Annotated in this window: 20 protein-coding genes and 1 pseudogene; 11 read left to right on the top strand and 10 right to left on the bottom strand. The window is 58.2% G+C overall.

Annotation, left to right across the window (positions count from 1 at the left end; translation table 11 throughout):
* Positions 1-8 precede the first annotated feature (8 nt).
* The 3 genes and pseudogenes from CGLAMM_RS09500 to bla form a co-directional block, all read right to left on the bottom strand.
* A complete protein-coding gene (locus CGLAMM_RS09500) occupies positions 9-863 on the bottom strand; it encodes a CDP-alcohol phosphatidyltransferase family protein (RefSeq protein WP_418115629.1) in 855 nt (284 codons plus the stop codon).
* Positions 864-873: 10 nt separating this feature from the next.
* A pseudogene (locus CGLAMM_RS09505) lies at positions 874-1,550 on the bottom strand (phosphatidylserine decarboxylase).
* Positions 1,551-1,742: 192 nt separating this feature from the next.
* Positions 1,743-2,630 carry a class A beta-lactamase gene (bla, locus tag CGLAMM_RS09510; RefSeq protein ID WP_394820262.1) on the bottom strand — a complete coding sequence of 296 codons (888 nt, stop codon included), beginning with the start codon at positions 2,628-2,630 and terminating at the stop codon, positions 1,743-1,745.
* 163 nt (positions 2,631-2,793) lie between these two features.
* Between bla and gloB the strand changes: the two genes are divergently transcribed.
* Positions 2,794-3,513, top strand: a complete 720-nt coding sequence (gene gloB / locus CGLAMM_RS09515) for a hydroxyacylglutathione hydrolase (protein ID WP_394820263.1) — start codon at positions 2,794-2,796, stop codon at positions 3,511-3,513.
* 5 nt (positions 3,514-3,518) lie between these two features.
* Here the strand turns inward: gloB and CGLAMM_RS09520 are convergent, their stop codons facing one another.
* The 4 genes from CGLAMM_RS09520 to CGLAMM_RS09535 all read right to left on the bottom strand — a co-directional run bounded on the left by CGLAMM_RS09520 (position 3,519) and on the right by CGLAMM_RS09535 (position 6,697).
* On the bottom strand, positions 3,519-4,514 hold the full coding sequence (locus tag CGLAMM_RS09520; protein ID WP_418115630.1) for a hypothetical protein: 996 nt from the start codon (positions 4,512-4,514) through the stop codon (positions 3,519-3,521).
* Positions 4,515-4,779: 265 nt separating this feature from the next.
* Positions 4,780-5,583 carry a lysophospholipid acyltransferase family protein gene (locus tag CGLAMM_RS09525; RefSeq protein ID WP_394820266.1) on the bottom strand — a complete coding sequence of 268 codons (804 nt, stop codon included), beginning with the start codon at positions 5,581-5,583 and terminating at the stop codon, positions 4,780-4,782.
* A gap of 57 nt (positions 5,584-5,640) precedes the next feature.
* Positions 5,641-6,228, bottom strand: coding sequence for a YdcF family protein (locus CGLAMM_RS09530; protein ID WP_394820267.1), 588 nt, complete (start codon positions 6,226-6,228; stop codon positions 5,641-5,643).
* A gap of 64 nt (positions 6,229-6,292) precedes the next feature.
* Positions 6,293-6,697: a hypothetical protein gene (locus tag CGLAMM_RS09535; protein WP_394820268.1), complete on the bottom strand. Its 405-nt coding sequence runs from the start codon at positions 6,695-6,697 to the stop codon at positions 6,293-6,295.
* Positions 6,698-6,866: 169 nt separating this feature from the next.
* Here CGLAMM_RS09535 and CGLAMM_RS09540 point away from each other — a divergent pair, with 169 nt between their 5' ends.
* Genes CGLAMM_RS09540 through CGLAMM_RS09560 form a run of 5 tightly spaced genes read left to right on the top strand, consistent with a single transcriptional unit; the run spans position 6,867 to position 13,061 of the window.
* Positions 6,867-8,738: a response regulator gene (locus CGLAMM_RS09540; protein ID WP_394820269.1), complete on the top strand. Its 1,872-nt coding sequence runs from the start codon at positions 6,867-6,869 to the stop codon at positions 8,736-8,738.
* Complete coding sequence (locus CGLAMM_RS09545; RefSeq protein WP_394820270.1) at positions 8,735-10,684, top strand: response regulator; 1,950 nt, start codon at positions 8,735-8,737, stop codon at positions 10,682-10,684. Before CGLAMM_RS09540 ends, CGLAMM_RS09545 begins: the two co-directional genes overlap by 4 nt.
* A 48-nt stretch (positions 10,685-10,732) precedes the next feature.
* Positions 10,733-11,296: an ATP-dependent protease subunit HslV gene (gene hslV, locus CGLAMM_RS09550; protein WP_394820271.1), complete on the top strand. Its 564-nt coding sequence runs from the start codon at positions 10,733-10,735 to the stop codon at positions 11,294-11,296.
* Positions 11,297-11,310: 14 nt separating this feature from the next.
* Entirely contained in the window at positions 11,311-12,624 is a 1,314-nt protein-coding gene (hslU, locus tag CGLAMM_RS09555) for an ATP-dependent protease ATPase subunit HslU (protein WP_394820272.1), read from the top strand.
* Positions 12,624-13,061, top strand: a complete 438-nt coding sequence (locus tag CGLAMM_RS09560; RefSeq protein ID WP_394820273.1) for a SufE family protein — start codon at positions 12,624-12,626, stop codon at positions 13,059-13,061. Before hslU ends, CGLAMM_RS09560 begins: the two co-directional genes overlap by 1 nt.
* Before the next feature lie 11 nt (positions 13,062-13,072).
* Here CGLAMM_RS09560 and CGLAMM_RS09565 read toward each other — a convergent pair whose 3' ends face one another.
* Positions 13,073-13,387 (bottom strand): hypothetical protein, encoded by a 315-nt coding sequence (locus tag CGLAMM_RS09565; protein ID WP_394820274.1) that lies wholly within the window; start codon positions 13,385-13,387, stop codon positions 13,073-13,075.
* A gap of 333 nt (positions 13,388-13,720) precedes the next feature.
* On the opposite strand from CGLAMM_RS09565, the gene rpmI reads away from it, so the two are divergent.
* The 5 genes from rpmI to lpxB all read left to right on the top strand — a co-directional run bounded on the left by rpmI (position 13,721) and on the right by lpxB (position 19,126).
* Positions 13,721-13,924 carry a 50S ribosomal protein L35 gene (gene rpmI / locus CGLAMM_RS09570; RefSeq protein ID WP_011251850.1) on the top strand — a complete coding sequence of 68 codons (204 nt, stop codon included), beginning with the start codon at positions 13,721-13,723 and terminating at the stop codon, positions 13,922-13,924.
* 11 nt (positions 13,925-13,935) lie between these two features.
* Positions 13,936-14,307, top strand: a complete 372-nt coding sequence (rplT, locus tag CGLAMM_RS09575) for a 50S ribosomal protein L20 (RefSeq protein WP_319807167.1) — start codon at positions 13,936-13,938, stop codon at positions 14,305-14,307.
* 81 nt (positions 14,308-14,388) lie between these two features.
* Positions 14,389-15,459 carry a phenylalanine--tRNA ligase subunit alpha gene (gene pheS / locus CGLAMM_RS09580; protein WP_418115631.1) on the top strand — a complete coding sequence of 357 codons (1,071 nt, stop codon included), beginning with the start codon at positions 14,389-14,391 and terminating at the stop codon, positions 15,457-15,459.
* A gap of 3 nt (positions 15,460-15,462) precedes the next feature.
* On the top strand, positions 15,463-17,925 hold the full coding sequence (gene pheT, locus CGLAMM_RS09585; RefSeq protein WP_394820275.1) for a phenylalanine--tRNA ligase subunit beta: 2,463 nt from the start codon (positions 15,463-15,465) through the stop codon (positions 17,923-17,925).
* A gap of 7 nt (positions 17,926-17,932) precedes the next feature.
* Positions 17,933-19,126 carry a lipid-A-disaccharide synthase gene (lpxB, locus tag CGLAMM_RS09590; RefSeq protein ID WP_394820276.1) on the top strand — a complete coding sequence of 398 codons (1,194 nt, stop codon included), beginning with the start codon at positions 17,933-17,935 and terminating at the stop codon, positions 19,124-19,126.
* Between the two features lie 24 nt (positions 19,127-19,150).
* Here lpxB and hisI read toward each other — a convergent pair whose 3' ends face one another.
* Together hisI and ygfZ are read right to left on the bottom strand one after the other, a co-directional pair.
* The gene (gene hisI / locus CGLAMM_RS09595) at positions 19,151-19,576 is read right to left on the bottom strand and encodes a phosphoribosyl-AMP cyclohydrolase (protein WP_394820277.1); all 426 of its coding nucleotides are present in this window, start codon (positions 19,574-19,576) and stop codon (positions 19,151-19,153) included.
* Positions 19,560-20,375 (bottom strand): CAF17-like 4Fe-4S cluster assembly/insertion protein YgfZ, encoded by an 816-nt coding sequence (gene ygfZ, locus CGLAMM_RS09600; RefSeq protein ID WP_394820278.1) that lies wholly within the window; start codon positions 20,373-20,375, stop codon positions 19,560-19,562. Before ygfZ ends, hisI begins: the two co-directional genes overlap by 17 nt.
* Positions 20,376-20,473: the final 98 nt, after the last annotated feature.

Raw genomic sequence — 20,473 nt, forward strand, 5'->3', positions numbered from 1 at the left:
GATCAGCGTTAAATGATCGTTTCAACTTCTTCCGAAAGCGCCTCGGCCTCTCTTTTGAGCTTTTTGAAGCTTTGACGGCTGAACGGGATCATCAGCAGATAGACGAGGGCGGCGAGGGCCAGGGCGGCCCAGGGGTCGGAAATCAGGAAGGTCGCATAAAGAACCGTCCCGAGCATGATCGGCAGAATATGCCGTGACGGTATCCTGAAGTTCTTAAACGACCAGACGGGCGTCGTGGAGACGAGCAAAGCTGCAGTCATCACCAACATAATGGCGGAGAGAAGCGGCTGATGGGCGCAGGTAAAGAGCCATTCTGATTGAATGCGGCGGGCCTCCAACCCCATGAAGAGCGGGAAGAGCACGATCAGCGCCCCCGCAGGCGCTGGGACGCCGGTAAAATAGTTCGCGGAATAAGCAGGCTTGTCATCATCCGCGAGGCTGGCATTGAAACGCGCGAGGCGCAGCGCCATGCAGACCGTGAAGAGGATGCAGGGAATAAAGCCGTAGCGCCCCCCCTCCCATTGTAACGTCCACAGAAAAAGCAGCAGGGAAGGGGCGACGCCGAAACAGACGAAGTCGGACAAACTGTCAAATTCCGCGCCGAAATGCGATGTCGCGTGCAGAAGCCGCGCAATGCGCCCGTCAAGCCCGTCAATACAGGCGGCGACCAGAAGCGCAATTGCCGCTTCCTCAAACCGGTTTTCGATGCCGAAGCGAATGGCGCTTAGCCCCGCACAGAGGCCGAGCATCGTCAGAATATTCGGGATCAGCCGGTTGAAGGACAGGCCGCGCACGCGGGGGCGTCGCACACGAAGGGGGTTAAGGCGTCTCAGGCGCCGCTTTCTGGCTCGGTTATGTGACATGTTCGCGATATTAGAGTTCTGCAATCACCGTCTCGCCGCCGACCATTTTCTGGCCGACACTGACCAGAGGCGTAACGCCGTGCGGCAGGTAAAGATCGGTGCGGGAGCCGAAACGGATCAGCCCGAAACGTTCACCCGGCTCAAAACGACTGCCTTCTTCCGCGTAGCAGACGATCCTGCGGGCAATGAGGCCGGCGATCTGGACGATGGCCATGTGCCGCCCGTCATCCAGCGTCAAGCGCACCTCGTTCCTCTCATTGAGATCCGAGGCCTTGTCGAGACTGGCATTAATGAATTGCCCTGCATGATAGGCGACGCGTGTAACGATCCCCTTTGACGGCATCCGGTTGATGTGCACATCCAGCACGGAAAGAAACGTGGCGACGCGCCAGACAGGCTGATCCCCCATATCCAACGCTGCCGGTGGGGTGGCAAGTTCCACCGATGTGACATGGCCATCCGCCGGGGCGAGGGCGAGATTGGCGCGGGCCGGGGGAACACGTTTCGGGTCGCGGAAAAAATAGAGGCAGAAGGCAAGACCCGCCAGCCCGACATGCCCGACCCACCGCGTCGCCCGCCACGGCGTGGCGCGACCGATCAGGGTGACGAGCCCCGTCAAGGCGAGGAAAGGAGTCGCTGCCTTATGTGGGGGGCGATGACGGTTCGGATCGATTGCAAAAGGGACATGGTAAAACCTTTACTGCCTGCACCGGCCAGAATGGTCAGACGATGCTGACCGACCGGCATATGGAGCGTATCAGCCTGTGACGGCGCCGATCCTACATGATGTTGCGCGGTTTAACGAGGGGTTTGGACCGTAAGAGGCGTCCGTCAGGGCGTCGTGACCCGGGAGGACGTCGCACAAATGGAAAGCTTCCCTCAGGTCGGGGAAAACTTCCGGACGATGCGGCGGGTGATTTCCGCGATGAGGCGATCCTGCGCCTGGCGATGCAACGTCGTGCGTGTAAGGTAAATCGCGACCGACATCATCGTGCCGTCAGGCAAACTGACAAGACCAATATCGCCGCGCGTGCCATGCGCGCCCGCGCCGGACTTATCGTAAACATCCGCCTTGCGCCCCAGCCCGGATTGTATCAGGGAGGATGTCAGCGGGGCATTGCGCATCCAATGGGTGAGGTGTTGCCGGGAGGCGCGGGACAGGATGTGACCCGTCAATATCTTTTCGATATTGCGACGCATGGCGTTGGGAGAGGTCGAGTCCCGATCATCCCCCGCTTCCGCCGCGTTTAACGCCGGTTCATAACGGTCAAGGCGGGAGACAGGGTCGTGGATCTGCCGGGCAAATTGCGTCCAACCCGCCGGGCCGCCTAGTTCCCGCAGGATAAGATTGGCCGCGCTATTATCGCTCTGTTGGATCGCGGCGGCGCAGATCGCGCTCAGATACATACCGCCTTCATGAAGGTGGCGTTTCGCGACAGGCGCGTAGGTTTGAATGTCCTTCTCCGCATAGCGGATGAATTGTCGCAAATCCCGTTGACCCGAATCCACCAACGCCAGCAGGGCGGCGACAGAGATGAATTTATGCGTGCTGCACATCGGAAAAAGCTGGTTGGGCTGAAAGGCCAACACGCGCTTTTCACCGTGAAGCCGCGCGGAAAAACCGATCCGCCCGCCCGCGCGCTTCTGTAAGGCGTCGATATCTCGCGCCCCGCTGAAATCCGCGATTTCTGCGCTGAAAGCCCGTGGCGCCAACGCGGCGCTGATGCCTGAAGCCAGAATTTCACGGCGGGTCGGGCGGTGAGACATTGCTTGGGCGCCTTGCAGTATCAGGTGAAGCGCGTTGCGTCCTTCTGCGCGCGTCGACGCATTCTGCCGCAAAAACGCCCATCCGGCACGTTCCTTTTTTCGACAGGCGTCGGGACGTGCTATGCCCTGTCAGGCGCTCCTATTATTCAGCGGTGAGACCAGGATGAAAATGCACGTCACCCCCCTACAAGCCTTCGGGGATAATTACATTTGGATGATCCATGATCCGCAAAGCGGCTTAAAGGCGGTGGTGGACCCAGGTGAAGCCGCGCCCGTTTTCGAAGCGTTGGACGGGGCGCCCCTCGATGCAATTCTGCTGACCCATCATCACCAGGACCATATTGGCGGTGCGGAAGCTTTGCGGTCGGTGACCGGGGCGCGCATTATCGGCGCGGCGTCTCAGGCGCATCGATTGCCGCGCCTTGATGTGGCCGTCAAGGAAGGGGACGTCATCGAGGTGGGGGCCGTGCGCGGCAACGTCATTGAAACGCCCGGACATGTGCTGGGGCATCTCAGCTTTTTCTTCCCGGAAGGGCCAGCTTTATTCAGTGGGGACACGTTATTCAGTATGGGTTGCGGTCGCTTGTTCGAGGGGACGCCGGAGATGATGTTCGAGACGCTGAAAAAATATGCAGCCCTGCCCGATGAGACAAAACTCTATTGCGGCCATGAATATACGTTGTCCAATCTCGCTTTTGCCCGCACCCTCAACCCTAAAGATGAAGCTTTACGTGCTTACGACCTGAAAGCGCGGGCCTTGCGAGAAGCCGGGCAGCCGACTTTACCAAGCCTTCTGGGGGAGGAGCGACAGCTCAACCCTTTCCTTACCGCCAAAACCAGCGGGAAACTCGGCCAGTTGCGGGCTCTGAAGGATTCCTTCTGATAGCGTCAGGCGGGGGAAGAGACGGTGATCGCGTTGAAAAGCGTCCGTAATTGCGCGTGTGCGGCGGGCTCAATCTGCCAATGCTGGACGCGAAGGCTGAAAATCATATGGTCCGGCACGTGTTCGTCCGTTTTCTCCAGCAGATCCATCAGGCGCGTGCGCGCGGTGTCCTCTAACGGCATTCGTTGCGCGCTGCGCCAGCGTTCGATGGCTGATCGGATGTCCCTCAGTTCTGTTGTCAGTCTTCCATCGCCCTGACCGTCAATTTCACCTGATAAAATCACGGCGAGTGGACCGACATGCCCCGCAACCTGCTGAATATAGGCGCGGGTCAAGTGAAGAGCTGCGGAGGAGGCGCCCGGCTTCAAATCAAGCGCCGCTTTGATATGCGCGTCTGAAAGCGTCACGGGTGGCAGCGGAAAAGATCCGGAATTATCCGTCCCGATTGTCGGTGACAAAGTGAGCCGATCGGACCGGGCGGAAATGGCGCCTCTGAGAAGCTTTTGCGCATCGCGTGGCTGGATGCGTATATCTCCACCCAAACGCGCTGCCGCGATGGAAAAAGCGGGTTCAGACTCGGACATGATGGAGAGATCGGTGATGCGGAAGCCTGTCCGACGACCAAGGCGATTGAGCTTGAGATGAACGGATGAAGCCGTCGCGATATCCCCCCCAATACGCCGCATCATGACGGTGGAAAAATCGAGGTGCGGCCGCAGAAAGGGGTGATGGGTCACGGTAAGGGCGCGCGCTGAAAAGCGATGCCGCGTGTCATCGTGAATATCAATGTTACGATAAGTGATCGCCGCCCCGAACAGGCGCGTCTGCTTTTGGATTATCGGGTCATAGGCCACGTGCCAGCCATGCGCTTTCATCGCGGTGATCGCGTGATGCATCTGCTGGTCAAGCATATGATGGGCCGACCAGGACGCCGCCACATGGGCGATGATTGTGCAAATGAGGCACACGGAAAAGCTTTTGATCAGCGTCCACGTGGTCATAAAGAGGCGTCCTTTAACGTCACGTTTCGGGTTCGAAGCGGTTTTCTCCTGACTTCCCCGCGATTCCCGATGAGTCAAGTTATCCCCAGCGCACGTTCCGAGTTTCTTAACTAAAATTTTTGCCAGTGCGGCATGTTTTGTTGAAAAACGAAGCGTGTCGGCGCCCGGCGGCGACTGGGGTCTTAATAAACGGGAAATACCGTCTCACCGTTGTTTTTACTTGTAAAAATCAGGGTAGAGAGAGTCGTTTCGCTTCCGGCGCCGTTCAGCCCGGCGCGTCAAGGGCCGCGCCTTTATTCCCTTGGGATATGGTTGGGACAATGTTCTCCTCAGTTACGTCCACAGAGTTATCCACATGGTTATACAACCCTCCGGATTTTTCCAGCGCCTGCCAGGAGGCGTCGATCATGGCGATGAGGTTTCCACGGCTGCTATCCATAGCCAGAGCGGGGCCGATGACAATTTTCAGAGCACCCGGAAACTTCGTCCAACCTTCGCGGGGCCAGAAAAGACCTGAATTTGTGGCGACAGGCACGACCGGCGCGTTGGCTTGTTTCGCCAACGCCATGATGCCGGGCTGAAGTGGCACGCGTTCCCCTGGTTTAACGCGCGTCCCCTGCGGAAAAATAATAACCTGGCGACGGTCATCGAAACGATCCTGTGTGTCCCGGATCAGGCAGCGAAGCGCTTTTGACCCGGCGGAACGCTCGACCGGGATCATCCCGGATAATATCAGCATCGGGCCGACAAGTGGGATACGTGTCAGCTCCTTCTTGATGATGTACGCTGGCCTCTCCACAAGGTTCATCCAAACGAACCCGTCAAAAAATGATTGATGTTGGGAGGCGATCAGGCACGGCGTATTGGGAATATTTTCCCGTCCAATAATAACGATTTCAATCCCGCATATTTTACTGAGCCCCAGAAGCGTCAGGCGGCTCCAGAGCCGGGCATAGGTCAGCGCGCAATCCCGGCGCTTGAGGAGGCGAAGAGGCAATGCGCCCAGTCCCATGATAATGGTCAATATAAAAAAATAGAGTTGGAAAAATATGCTTCGCGCGACGCGCATGACGTGTCCCTACCAATGTTCCCAAACGTGCAAAAGTGGCACGCTGTGTCAAGATAATCAAATGTCAGGTTTCAGATTTTCCCCACGTGAAAAACGCAGTAGCGAGCCGAGCCATTTCATGTATTCAACAGTCAGAAGGCGCGCTGTGTAAAAGCTGGAAGGGTGTCGCAAGGCGGGAGACTGGATGGGGTAGGGGTAAAGCTCAACTTCCGGGACGGCGCGATGGATTTCTATAATGGCGCGGCGCACGTGATATCCTGCCGTCACGACCAGTAAAGTATGAATTTGGTGCGCCCGCACCCAACCCGCCGTCTCCGCAGCATTGCCAATTGTTGAAATTGCGCGTCGGCCGAGCGTGATATGATCGGATGGAAGAAGCGAGAGGGGAGAACCCTCATGCAGCCGCAATTGCGGCAGGGTCGTATGCGCACCGACGCCGGAGATCAGCAGATCTCGTCCAAACCCGCGTTCGAGCAGGTCAATGGCAACCTCAACACGCTCCGCACCGCCTGTCAGCGCGACAATTCCGTCACATTTGACGAGATCATAATGGCTGCGCATGGCATCCAGGCTGAACAGGATCAACCCCGTCAGCCACGCGGCGAGGAGCACGGCGACGCTCAGCGGAATAAGGCGGCGCGTCATGGCATGATGTCTCGAAAACGATGGGGGGAGGGAAATGCGCAACCTGCCATCATTCCGGGTGAGGTCAGATCCGCCGTCCCGCATAAACCGCCACAGTTGAGGCGATGGCAGCGACGAGCATCATCAGAAAACCGTCAAAAACCAGATTGGAGGCCGTTAATGTCAAGCCTGAGAATGAAAGATGGGCGGGCACGATATTGTCGAGCGGCCCCAGATTAATGTCAGACTGCGCGGACACCATTTTCGCCTTATCCGCCAATAAATTTGTTAAAGAAGGCGCGATCTTCCAGATAAGACCGGCGATGAGGGCAATCGGCGCAAAAAACTCGGCAATCTGTTGGAAGAAATGCGCGGCACAGTAAAGCGCCGCGAAAAACAAGCCGCGAATACCGATGAAACGGCGTTCCGGACTGTAGGAAGATGCTGCCCGTGGCGCGTGTCCCATGGGGGCGCGTAAATCAGGGTCCATTTTAATTATCCCAACAACATGATCGAACTTGTCCTGAAGGGCTTCCGGCCCTGCCTCTCAAATCTCTCTCAGAGGTAGCCTTGGACAATGTTAAATGCAATGATCCAAATGTGAAACTATTTGGCCGTTACATGGATGCAGGACGCGGCAGGGAGGGGGTCGGGCCTGGATGACGTTGACGAATGAAAAACCGCTCATCCTCCTGGTGGAACCTCACGACGCCGCCGCCCTGCCGCTGACCGAACTGCTTGAGGGGCAGGGCTTCACGGTTGTCCGTGCGTTGACGGGTGAGGCCGCCCTCGCCGGTTTTGAACTGTCGCACCCCGACCTTATCGTGTCCGACTACCAATTGCCGGGCATGAATGGTGGGCAGATGATACGGCAAATCCGCATGAACACCCAGATGCGGTCAACGCCCATCCTCATGCTGACAGAGGATGGCGGGCTGGGCCATACGCGTGAGGGGCTTGAAAGCGGGGCTGATGCCTATCTCTCCAAATCCGCACATCCGGATCTCATCATTTTGCGGATACGCGCACTTTTGCGGGACGGATCGGACTTTCCGCAGGCGGAGGCAGCGGGGTCTTTCCGGCGTGCGCGCATTGTGATCGTGACCCGACCCATTGAGGCGGAGGAGGATGACACGGTGGACAGGCCCGCCCGATGGGCGCGAAATGACGATGGCACGTCGCTCGGGGAACTTCTGTGGCGGGATGGGCACACTGTCACGACGGTTTCCGGGTCAAGTGAGATGATTCAGGGAGGGTGGTTCAGCGGGGATGAAGGGCCCGACCTTCTGATCCTCGATCTGACGGCGCCCCATGATGACAGTGACAGTTTCTGCCGAAGCATTGATGCGCGGCGGCATGATGTAGTGGAGGCGGGCGCGGCGGCTTTCCGTATTATCGGTGTGGTGGAGGCTGAGCAGTTCCGGCGTCATTCCTCGGCTTTTCTTTTCGATGCGGGGGTCGATGACCTCGTCCCGGATGATACCGCGCCGGAAGTGCTCGCTTTACGCATCAAGGTCATGGTGCAGCGCAAACTGGCGCAGGATGCGCTACGGGAAGAGGAGATCCGCCGGCAGGTTCGGGAGGTCGCTTTTAAGACAGCGCGGAGTGAAGCGCGGGCCGTCGCGGCAAAAGCCGCCATCGCGGAGGCGCTCGCCCAGGCGAATGCCGAACTGGCGGAGGCCAATGCGCGCTTGCTGGAAACGCAGTCCCAACTGGTGCAAACGGCCAAAATGGCGTCTTTGGGCGAGTTGGTGGCGGGCATCGCGCATGAAATCAATAATCCGCTGGCATTTATCATCGCCCATGAGGAGACAATCGCCCGCGTCCTGAACGAGCTTGCCAACCCACCCGAGGCGCTGACGGAAAAGGCGCGGTCCGACCTCATCGGAAAATGCATCAATCGCACCGGCGCCATGCGCATGGGCCTTCAGAGAATCCAGAACCTCGTTTTGAGTCTCAGACGTTTCTCCCGCCTGGACGAGAGTGCCTTCCGTCAGATTGATGTGTTCGAGGCGATTGATGGCTCCCTCGCTTTATTGTCGCATAAGTTTGGCGGCGACATCATTGTGGAGCGTCACCTTGCCGCCCCCCGCACTCTCATCTGCCAGTCAGCATTGGTCAACCAGGCTGTAATGAATATGGTCAGCAATGCCGCCGATGCGATCCGCGCGGAAGGGGCGTCCGTCAACCCGGCAGAGGGTGCGGCTTTGGGCCGCATCGTGATTGAGACATCGCTTCAACAGTCGGAGGACGGGGCGTTTTACGTCATCAGCGTCGCCGATGATGGGCCCGGCGTGCCTGCCGCGATAAAAGGCCGGGTGTTCGAGCCATTTTTTACCACGAAGCCCGTGGGGGAGGGGACGGGGCTGGGCCTCGCCATTGCTTATGGCGTCATCGATGCGCATGGCGGCCATATAGAGGTCAATGAAGCGCGTCTCAAAGGGGGGCGCGGGGATGGCGCGCGCTTCACGATGACAATACCGGTCAAATGGACGCCATCCGGACTCGAAACAATAGGAAAAATTGAATGACCCATCCGTCCGCGTCGCCTGTCAAGACATCTCGCAGCCTCATCCTGATCGTCGATGATGAACCGGAAATACTCGTTGCTTTGAGTGATTTGCTCGAAGGTGAATTTGACATCATCTCCACCACCAGCCCCCATGAAGCCCTCACCCTTGTCAGGGACCATCCCGAGATCGCGGTTATCATCTCTGATCAAAGGATGCCGGGCATGACGGGGGATGTTTTTTTATCACAGGTGCAGGATAAGACGGATGCGAAAAGCATTCTCCTGACCGGCTATGCAGATCTCTCCGTGGTGATCACCGCTCTCAATCAGGGTCGGATACAGTTTTACGTACACAAACCCTGGGATTCGGACGGGTTAAAAGCGATGGTGCGGGAGAGTGCAACGCGTTTTCACACTGAAAAAGCCCTCTTCAAGGAGAGATTTCTCCTTCAAAGTACCTTGTGCGCCGCTGCGTTCGATATCGTGTTCTCTGACGCTGGAGGCCGGGTGATCCGGCACAATATAAATCGCGAGATGGACAGCGTTGTCGCCATTCAACGTGAGGGTGACCGGGAAGTGCTTGAGGAAACGCTTTACCCTGAGGAAGAGCGTGACGCCATCTCCGCCCAAAGACGGGAGGTGGTGGTGCGGGGAAAGCTCGAACAATGCGTCCCCGTCACGCGCGATGGTATTACAAGCTGGCTGGAGCGGACACGCATCGTTCTGCCCTGGCCGCGCCAGGCTGATGGCGCGCTTCTCCCTGCCGGGCAGCGTTGGCAGGCCAGTTTCGAAAGGGACGTGACGGAACGCCGCGCGCTAGAGCAGAGAATGCGCCAGGATGATAAAATGCGCGCGTTAGGCACTTTATCGGGCGGTATCGCGCATGACTTCAATAATCTGCTGACGGCCATCCTCGGCTCACTTGATCTTTTACACGATATGCTTCCGTCCGATGGGGAGGGCGACGCATCCGTCCCGAAAAAGCTTGTCGAAAACGCCATCGACTCCGCCCGTAAGGGCGCAACCCTGACGCGAAGCCTGCTCGAGTTCGGTCGACCGAAATCATCGGCCCTGCAAGCCGTCAATGTCGTCAGGCTGGTTCGTAATCTGAAGGAGCTGCTGTCCCAAAGTCTCAACCGCGCAAGTGATGCCGCCGGAGAAACCGGGAAATGCGCGTTGGATCTCTCACATGTCGCGCGGCGAGCGGACGATCTTTACGCCCAAAGCGACCCGGAACAGCTTGAAATGGCATTGCTCAATCTCTGCATCAATGCGCGGGATGCGATGCAGGATGGTGGCACGGTGGCGATTCATATCGAGGAAGACATTTCGGCACCTTCCGCGGAATTTGTGGTGATCTCGGTTTGTGACGAGGGACATGGCATGACGCCCGAAATCGCTGCCCGTATTTTTGACCCGTTTTTCACCACAAAGAAACTCGGCCAAGGTAGCGGCCTCGGTTTATCGACGATATATCGCTTCGTCAAAAGATGCGGCGGAGATATCAAAGTCAGGAGCGCGCCCGGTCAGGGGACATGTATGTCGCTGCTTCTGCCGAAAGTCCCGGCGCAAGGGGCTGAGCTTGCACCTGATATGGCGGCCATCCACCGCGAGACGCGACAACTGAAAATCTTGCTGATTGACGATGAAGCGCCTGTGCGCCTGGTGACAGAGCAGTTCCTGCGGCGCAGTGGTCACGAAGTTGTCAGCGTGGCGGATGGCGAGGCCGGGCTTGCCTGCCTCCTGGCCGGGCAGAGATTCGACCTTGCGATATTGGACCTGATGATGCCACGCATGAGTGGTCAGGAATGCGGAAAACGCCTTGTACAGAAGCAGCCGGATCTCAGACGCCTTTATATCAGCGGCTATGCTGATGCGGCGCATCGACCGCCGCACCACCAGGTGCTCGAGAAACCTTTCACGCGGGCAATGCTGGATGAAGCGATCGCTTCAATCATTAATTAGAACGATCTCCATCTTGCTTTGCGACAGGTTTTAACTATCTAGATGAACATGAAAAACACGCATCAAAACCCCGATTATGTTGGATGGCACGGCACCACAATCCTTTGCGTGCGACGCGGGGACAAGGTCACGATGGCCGGCGACGGCCAGGTGACATTGGGTCAGACGATTATCAAGGGCAATGCCCGCAAGGTGCGGCGGATTGGCAAGGATAAAAATATCCTCGCGGGGTTCGCGGGGGCGACGGCCGATGCCTTCACCCTTCTGGAGCGCCTGGAGGCCAAACTCGCGCGCTACCCGAATGACCTGGAAACAGCGTGCGTTGAGCTCGCCAAGGATTGGCGCACGGATCGCTATTTACGTCGGTTGGAGGCAATGATGGCGGTCGCGGATAAGGATCGATCCTACACACTGACGGGCAATGGCGATGTGCTGGAGCCGGCAGACGGCATTATCGCGATCGGGTCCGGCGGCAATTACGCCCTCTCCGCGGCGCGCGCCCTTATCGACATTGAGGGTCTGTCGTCGGAGGAAATTGCCCGACGCGCGATGAAAATCGCCGGAGACGTCTGCGTCTATACGAATCACGCTGTCACGGTTGAAACGCTTTAGGTCAGGTATCAGGAATGAAAACGCCGCAACTTTCTCCACGAGAAATCGTGTCGAAACTCGATCGCTATATTGTCGGGCAGACTGATGCCAAGCGCGCCGTGGCCATTGCCCTCCGAAATCGCTGGCGGCGGGCGCAATTGCCCGATGCCATGCGTGAGGAGGTTGTCCCGAAAAACATTCTCATGATCGGCCCTACAGGCTGTGGCAAAACCGAGATTGCCCGGCGGCTGGCGCGGCTGGCGCAATCTCCTTTCATCAAGGTGGAAGCCACGAAATTCACCGAGGTGGGTTATGTCGGGCGCGATGTTGAGTCGATCATCCGCGACCTGATCGAGGTGTCAATAAATATGCTGCGTGATTTGCGGCGCAAGGATGTTCAGGTCAAGGCTGAAGCCGCGGCAGAGCAGCGCCTTGTCGACGCCCTCGTCGGGGAGCAGGCCTCGGCGGACACCAAAGCCAAGTTCCGTCAACGGCTCCGAAATGGGGAGTTGGAGGATAAGGAGGTTGAAGTTGACGTTCAGCCGGATGGCGGTCGCGACAATGGGGAAATGCCGGGCCTGACACCTGGCGCGGTAATCAACATCTCCGATATGATGAAGAACATCATGAATCGCGCTCCCCAGAAGCGCCGTTTAACGATTTCCGCGGCGCGCAGCCTGCTGGTTCGGGATGAGTCGGATAAGCTTCTGGATGATGACAGTCTCGCGCAGGAGGCCGTGCGCCACACGCAGGACCACGGCATTGTCTTTCTTGACGAGATTGACAAAGTCTGTGCCCGGTCGGCCGAGGGTGGGGCGCGCGGTGCCGATATTTCGCGCGAGGGCGTGCAGCGTGACCTCCTGCCACTGATCGAAGGCACAACCGTGTCCACTAAATATGGTCCGATCAAGACGGATCATATTTTATTTATCGCGTCCGGCGCTTTCCATCTGGCCAAACCTTCCGACCTGCTGCCCGAGCTTCAGGGCCGCCTGCCCATTCGCGTCGAATTGCAGGCGCTCACGCAGGATGATTTGCGCCGCATTTTGAGTGAGCCAGAGCATTCCCTCATCAAACAATATATCGCCCTCCTGCAGACAGAGGGTGTGACGCTCTCATTCACGGAGGACGCGATTGACGCTCTCGCGAAAACAGCGGCGGAAGTGAACAGTAATGTTGAGAATATCGGTGCGCGACGATTGGCGACGGTAATGGAATATCTGCTGGAGAATATCTCTTTCTCAGCGTCCGACAAGGGAAATGAGGTGATCGAGATTACAGCCATAGACGTTTTTGACCGCGTAGGTCCGTTGACCGAACGGGATGATCTCAGCCGGTTCATCCTCTGATGGCGGCACCTTTCGTCTCACCGCCGGAAGAAACGGCGGCGGCCGCCATCGCCGCCATCGCGGACGAGCTTGCGCTCTTCGATGACTGGACGGACCGATATCAATATATCATCGAAGTGGGACGGCAATTACCGGCTTTTCCCGAAGCCTGGCAGGATGACGCCCATCGTGTGCCCGGCTGTCAAAGCCAGGTATGGCTTGAGGCACAGCGTGAGGGCGGGAGGATCTATTTTGCAGGAGAGTCGGACGCGGCCATCGTAAGCGGCCTCGTCGGCTTGTTACTGCGTGTCTATTCGGGGCGCAGTGCGGCGGAAATCAGCGAGACGCCGCCGGACTTCCTGCATCGTCTGGGGCTTGTCAAAGCCCTCTCCGCCAATCGTGGTAACGGGGTGGAGGCGATGGCGCGGGCCATCCGGCGCGTTGCCGCGGCTGGATAGCCCGCAGCGTCTCAGTGCGCCATGGCAGGTTGCGGCACATCCGGCATCACGGGGGACGTCGCTTTGTCCAGAGACGGGGTGGTCGTCATCGCGCCTTCCGTCGTGCACGCGGTGAAGCGACCCTTATCGTCACGGCATTTTGTCGGGCGCGGTGTGGTGCATTTTACGAAACGGCCGGTTTTGTCATCGCGGCAACGGACCGGCTTTTTCTTCACACATTTAACGTAGCGGCCTGTATCGGCGTCGCGGCACGTTTTAGCCTGCACGGCCATCGGCGCAACCAGCAGGCTGAGGGCGAGTGAGGAGGCGAAAAGTCTTTTCAGCATCGGGATTTCCTTCACGCGGGAATGCGGGGCTTGATGTCATGGATTGACGAACATCTAAGCGGCTCAACGTCAGCAAGGTTGCACGCCCGTCCATCTGCACGGCGTCAAAGAGGTGAAGCGTGCACCCGGTTCGTATCGTGCTGCGCCTGTCCCGCGCGCGGCCGTGGCGCTTCCCTTGGCGAGACGAGTCAAAAAAGGTTGTTTCGACGGGCGAATTCGGCTAGGTGACACACCTCACCTGCGCGACCGTGGCCAGATAAGTGGCATGCCCGGCCGCAGAATGCTGCCGCCCGAAAGGGTTTGTGCGGCCTGGTTAAGTTTAAGGAGACCGAAATGCCCAAAATGAAGACGAAGTCGTCGGTGAAAAAACGCTTCAAGATCACCGCGACGGGTAAAGTGATGTGCGGCCCCGGCAATAAGCGCCATGGCCTGATCAATCGCCCTCAAAAGATGAAGCGCACCAACCGTGGTCCGCAGACCATGACGGATATGGACGCGAAGACAATCAAGCAATGGGCCCCCTACGGGCTTTCTTGAGGAGATAGATCATGGCACGTGTCAAACGGGGCGTGACGACTCACGCGCGTCACAAAAAAGTTCTGGAGCTGTCCAAAGGTTATCGCGGGCGCTCATCGACAAATTACCGCATCGCGCTGGAGCGGCTCGAAAAGGCATTACGCTATGCTTATCGTGACCGCCGCAATAAAAAGCGTGATTTTCGCGGTCTCTGGATTCAGCGTATCAATGCCGCCGTGCGTGAGCATGGGCTGACCTACAGCAAATTCATCAATGGCCTGTCCCTGGCGGGGATTGAGATTGACCGTAAGGTTCTCGCCGCGATTGCCTTTGACGATGCGGCGACATTCGCGGAAATCGTTAAAAAGGCCCAGCAGGCGTTAGAGCAGCCCGCCAAGGCCTGATTTCCCAATCTGGTGTTCAGGAAATGGGCCGTCTTGCTTGAGGACGGCCCTTTTTTTATGTTGCGTGATGACGGGTGAATAATGGTGGACGATCTCGACATTCTGAAGAGCACGACCCTGGCCGACCTTGAGACACTGCGTGATGAGGCTTCATGGGAGGCGCTCAGGGTCAGGACGCTCGGCAAGTCCGGCTGGCTGACGCAGCAGCTCAAAGCGCTCGGCCCCCTCGCACCGGATGAGCGCCGCCTTCGTGGCGCGGCGCTGAATCAGGTCCGGGACGCGCTCAATGCAGCCTTTGCACAGCGGAAAAAAGCGATCGAGTCGGATCTCCTCGCCGCCCAGCTGGAAGCAGAGCGCGTGGATGTCACCATGCCCGTCGCGCGGCGTGAGGACGGGCTGCTCCATCCCATCCATCAAACGATCGATGAGATGATCGATATTTTCGGCGGAATGGGTTTTGGCGTAGCGGAAGGGCCGGATATCGAAAGTCAGTGGCATAATTTCTCCGCCCTGAACACGCCCGAGCACCACCCCGCCCGAACAGAACACGATACGTTTTACCTGCCGCGCCCACGTGCCGACGCGCCCGAGCCCGTTTTGCGCACGCAGACATCGGGCGTGCAGATCCGCACCCTACTGAGTAACGCGCCACCCCTGCGGGTAATTGCACCGGGCCGGACCTATCGCGCCGATCATGATGCCACGCACTCTCCGATGTTTCATCAATGTGAAGGTATCGTGATTGATCGCGACATCACGCTGGCCCATCTTAAATTCTGCCTCATCGCCTTTCTGCGCGCATTCTTCGATAAGCCGGATCTGCCCGTGCGTTTTCGCGCCTCCTATTTTCCGTTCACGGAGCCATCGATGGAAGTGGATATCGGCTGGTCCCGTAAAACAGGCAATATCGGCGCGGGGGAAGACTGGCTCGAAGTGCTTGGCGCCGGGATGGTGCAACCCCGTGTGCTGGCAAATTGCGGCGTTGACCCGGAAGTCTGGCAGGGCTTTGCTTTCGGTATGGGCGTGGAGAGACTGACGATGCTTAAATATGGCATCCCCGATTTACGCTCATTTTATGAGAGTGACCTGCGCTGGCTGCGTCATTACGGTTTTTCCGCCTTTGAAACGCACATTCCGGGCAAGGGGGTCTGAATTATGAAATTTACCCTTTCTTGGTTACGGGAACATCTTGATTTCACGGCTTCCATTGAGGAGATCACGTCGGCGCTGAACCGGATCGGCCTCGAAGTCGAGAGCGTTAAGAATCAGGCTGAGCAATTAGCCGGTTTCCGCGTTGGTAAAATCCTCGAAGCGCGCCCCCACCCCAATGCGGATCGCCTGCAGGTCTGCGATGTGGCGGCGGGGCCGGGATATGAGAAGGTGCAGGTCGTTTGCGGCGCACCGAATGCCCGGACCGGGCTGCATGTCGTGTTCGCCCCGCCGGGCACCTATATTCCCGGCAGCGACATGACCATTAAATCAGGTCAGATCCGCGGTGAGGCCAGTGGCGGCATGTTGTGCTCCCTGCGTGAGCTCGGATTGGGCGAGGAGAGTGACGGCATTGCCGAACTGCCGGAAACGGTGGTGCTGGGCCAGCCTTACGCTGATTTCGCCGGATTGAACGAGACGGTCATTGACATCTCCATTACGCCGAACCGGGGTGACGCGCTGAGTGTGTATGGCATTGCGCGAGACCTCGCCGCTGCCGGGCTCGGGCGCCTGAAAGCGTGGCTCGCTGAAGTTGTGGACGGGCAGGGTCCCTCGACGATTAAATGGAAGATCGACCACGACGATGCCTGTCCCTATGTTGTGGGGCGGCTGATCCGCAATGTCCGCAACGGGCCAAGCCCCGCCTGGCTGCAGAACCGACTCAAATCGGTGGGTCTGCGCCCCATATCGGCGCTCGTTGACGTGACCAATTTCCTTCTGATGGACATCGGACGCCCGTTACACGTCTTCGATGCCGCGAAGCTGTCCGGCGACACGCTGTCCATGACATGCGGCCATGGTGAAACCTTCAACGCGCTGGACGGAAACGCGTATTTGTTGCGTGAACAGGATCTGATCGTTGCAGATGAAAGTGGCGTCCAGTCTTTGGCGGGCATCATTGGTGGTGCGGCAAGCAGCGTTTCCGAAGAAACGCAGCACGTCTTTATTGAATCCGCCTTGTTTGAACCTGTCCGTATCGCCCTGACGGGGCGGCGTCTCGGTATCCATACGGATGGGCGCTACCGGTTTGAGCGCGGTGTTGACCCGGCTCTGGTCCTGCCCGGGTTGGAAGCGGCGACAAAACGCATCCTTGATCTGTGCGGCGGTGAGGCGAGCGAAGTTGTTTCTGCGGGGGCCTTGCCCGATTGGCAGCGCACGGCGCGTCTTCGCTTTGAAAAGCTCGACAGCTTCGGAGGGGCCGTGCTCCAGGCCGATGAGGCTGTGGAAACGCTGGAGCATCTGGGATTTTCTGTCGCTTCTCGGGACGCGGCTTCCGTAACCGTGCATGTGCCGTCATGGCGGCATGACATCGCAGCCCCCATTAAGCTGGACCCGTCGCCAACGCTGGATGACAACGCCGCGGAACGCGCGGCGCAGAGCGTTACATTGGTGGAGGGGGAGCGAGACCTCATTGAAGAGATCCTGCGGATCCGCGGATTAGATGAGATCGTACCGCGCCCCTTGCCGGAATTTAGCGGCGCGGCGAACCCGACCGTCATGGCGAAGCGCATGGCATCGCGGCGTGCCCGGCATTTATGCGCGGCGCTGGGCTTGACAGAAACCATCGGTTTCTCCTTCGTCTCAATGGAGGAGGCGGCACTTTTCGGTGAAACATCCGAGAAATTATCGCTCCTGAACCCGATCGCCGTAGATCTGAGCCATATGCGGCCGACACCGTTGATCAACCTTGTCAAAGCCTGGCACCGTAATGAGGCGCGCGGTGCGGTCCGCGCGGCGCTCTTTGAGGTCGGGCCAGGTTTTTCCCCGTCCGGACAGGCGACGCTGCTTGCAGGATTGCGCGCGGGTGAAACCGCGCGTCGGCCCGGCGCACGGGCACGGGAATATAATTTGTGGGATGTGAAAAGTGACTTAATGGCACTCCTCGACGCGATGGGTGTCCCGTCAGAGGCGGTGACCGTGTCACGCAACGTACCGCCTTATTTCCATCCAGGTAAATCAGGTGCCGTCCAACTGGGACCGAAAACAGTTCTGGGCTATTTCGGTGAACTCCATCCGCAGATCGTCCGGGAAATGGGTTGCAGTGGCACTCTGGCGGTTTTCTCGCTTAATCTCGACGTTCTACCGGCCCGAAAGGTTAAAAAGCGTCAGGCGCCGGAAATTCCCAGCCTGCAACCGATCCACCGGGATTTCGCCTTTATCGTGGATAAAACGGTGGATGCGCAGGATCTGCTGAGGTCCGTGCGCGGCGTCGACCGAAATCTGATCACCGCTGTCAGTCTCTTCGACGTCTTTGAAGGCGGAAATCTGCCTGACGATAAGAAGTCACTAGGGGTTGAGGTGACCATCCAACCCCTGCACACGGCGTTGAAACTTGCAGAAATTGATGCCGTCGCCGAAAAAATCGTGAATATCGCGACTAAAGCGGTCGGGGCCGAATTGAGGCAGTGAGGCCAAGATGACCCATCCAGCCCGTCCACGTATCGTCTGGCTTCTCGCGGGGGAGGCAAGCGGCGACATTCTTGGCGCGCGGCTGATGGAGGCTTTGTCCCAACTCGACCATAATATGATGTTCGTTGGGGTCGGCGGCGCGCAGATGGAGGCGCTCGGCCTGCACAGCCTCTTCCCGATGCAGGATCTCTCCATCATGGGGCTTGCGGAGATCCTCCCGCGTATCCGCAAGCTTTCAGCGCGGCTGGATGAGGCGGTGAATGACATCACTTTGCGCCAGCCCGACGTCATTGTGACAATTGACAGCCCGGGCTTCGCCCTGCGCCTTTTGAAGCGTATCAAACATCTCGGCATCCCGCGCCTGCATTATGTGGGGCCCCAGGTCTGGGCCTGGCGGGAAAGACGCGCCAAATCCTTCCCGCAATTATGGGACCGCCTGTTATGTCTTCTCCCCTTTGAGCAGAGTTGGTTCAAGGAGCGGGGCATTCCCGCAAAATTTGTAGGGCATCCAGTCATTCAATCCGGGGCCGATTCAGGCGATGGGGCGCATTTCCGGCGACGACACGGGATTGCGGATCACGTTCCGATCATTGTGCTTCTGCCGGGCAGTCGGAAGTCGGAAGTACCGCGTCTTTTACCGATCTACGGCCATATGGTGGCGATATTGAAAGCGCGTTTCGGCGAGGTCTGTCCCGTTATACCCATCTCTCCCCTGATGCAGGGTGTCGTGCGTCACGCGACGGCGAAATGGGCGGAGCCGCCGCGAATCATCGTCGATATGCATGATAAATTTGACGCATTTGCCGCGGCGGGAGTGGCCATGACAAAATCGGGCACCTCGACCCTCGAGCTTGCCCTGGCCGGCACGCCGATGGTGGTGGCCTATCGCGTGCATGCCCTCACGGCTTATTTTGCGAGACGGATGATCAAAGTGCCGTTTGTCGCGATGGTCAATCTCCTCGCCGGGCGGGAGATCGTGCCGGAACTGCTGCAGGAGAAATGCACGCCGGAAAATCTCGCTTCCGCCGTTACCCGGCTTCTGACCGACCCGAATGCGCGCGCGGCGCAGAAAACCGCTTTTACAGATATCATGTCGCAATTACATGCGCCGGATCGGGATGGCACGCCCGTCACCCCGGCTGAAGCGGCGGCCCATGAAGTCATGGCGCTCCTCCCACCCTCTGAAAAGCTGACATTGTAAGATCACGCGAGACGTATGATCACCTTAAGCTTTGGGATAAAGTTTTTCCGGCGCGATCTCGGGGTTGGCGTTCTCGACCAGTCCGTCCGGCGTGACGGAGAGGTAGAAGCAGCTGCGCCGACCCGTATGACACGCCACGCCCTGCTGAGCGACGTGAAGTAGAACCGCATCGCCATCACAATCGAGCATTGCTGACACTAATATCTGCACCTGCCCCGACGTCTCCCCCTTGCGCCATAATTTCTGCCGGGAGCGGGAGTAGTAACAGACCCTTCCGGTCGTCAATGTCTCCCGCAAAGCGCCTTCATCCATCCAGGCCAGCATCAGGACTTCACGCGGTGCCGTGGCGGATTGCGCGATGGCGGCGACAAGCCCATCCGCGTCGAAACGGACTTTCTGTAGGATTTCCGAAATGCACGAGTCTGAAGGCGGATTATATGTCTGAGTCATCAATTGGAAACCATGCAGGAGGTGAGGGAATAATATCGACGCCGTTATGTCGGAATGACCGCCGCCAAAACGGTTTGCGCAATAGTGCGAAGCCACTTTGCCCGAAAACGAGGCGGATTTCCCCGGCCTCCTGCCCATCGTCCAGCATCAGGATTGTGCCGGGGGCAGGCAGACAGGCCTGGGAGGTTTTAACGGGGACGAGACGCTTTTTGACGCCGCCCCGATAATGCATACGCGCCGTGACTTCCTGACCGACATAACAGCCTTTCGTCCAGGATATGCCATGGAGAAGGTCGAAATTCGCCTCCAGCAATAAAGTCTCATCAATTTGATAGATAGAAGAAGGCGGCAGCCCCAACGCCAAACACCGCGCCGCGTAATCCGAAAGATCATGATCGCATTGCAGCGTGTCCGCGCCGTCAAGGATGATCTTCCGCCAGCCTGCCTGAGGGAGGCGCGGGTCGGCGCAGGCGCCAGAAGGGGGCGGCGCGTCCCACCCCGCAAAAACCTGCCCTTGAAGGAGGGATATTTCGATTTTTGCCCGTAAGCTGTAGCGTTTGAGCTGGGTGAGGGTCGCGTCCGCCCGGGTTTCATCAATATCCAGCAGCAGCCTGTCATCCCGCGCTGAGAGGAAGAAATCAGCCCGATAACGTCCCTTCGGCGTTAAGAGAGCGGCCCAGATCATCGTGCGGGCGTCACATGTCGCGACATCATTGGAGACGAGGCCTTGTAAAAATGCGACGCGATCCGGTCCGGAAATTGAGATAACCCGTCGGTCAGAAAGCCTGGCGCATGCCATATGATGTTTACCGCCTTGATACACGTAAAATTGCAACAGTCGCGCTTGACGCACCTATCGGCTTTAAGCTGTGATAGAAGCGAGCAATTTGCAAGTAT

The organism is Sorlinia euscelidii, from assembly GCF_036452135.1.
Taxonomy (GTDB): domain Bacteria; phylum Pseudomonadota; class Alphaproteobacteria; order Acetobacterales; family Acetobacteraceae; genus Sorlinia; species Sorlinia euscelidii.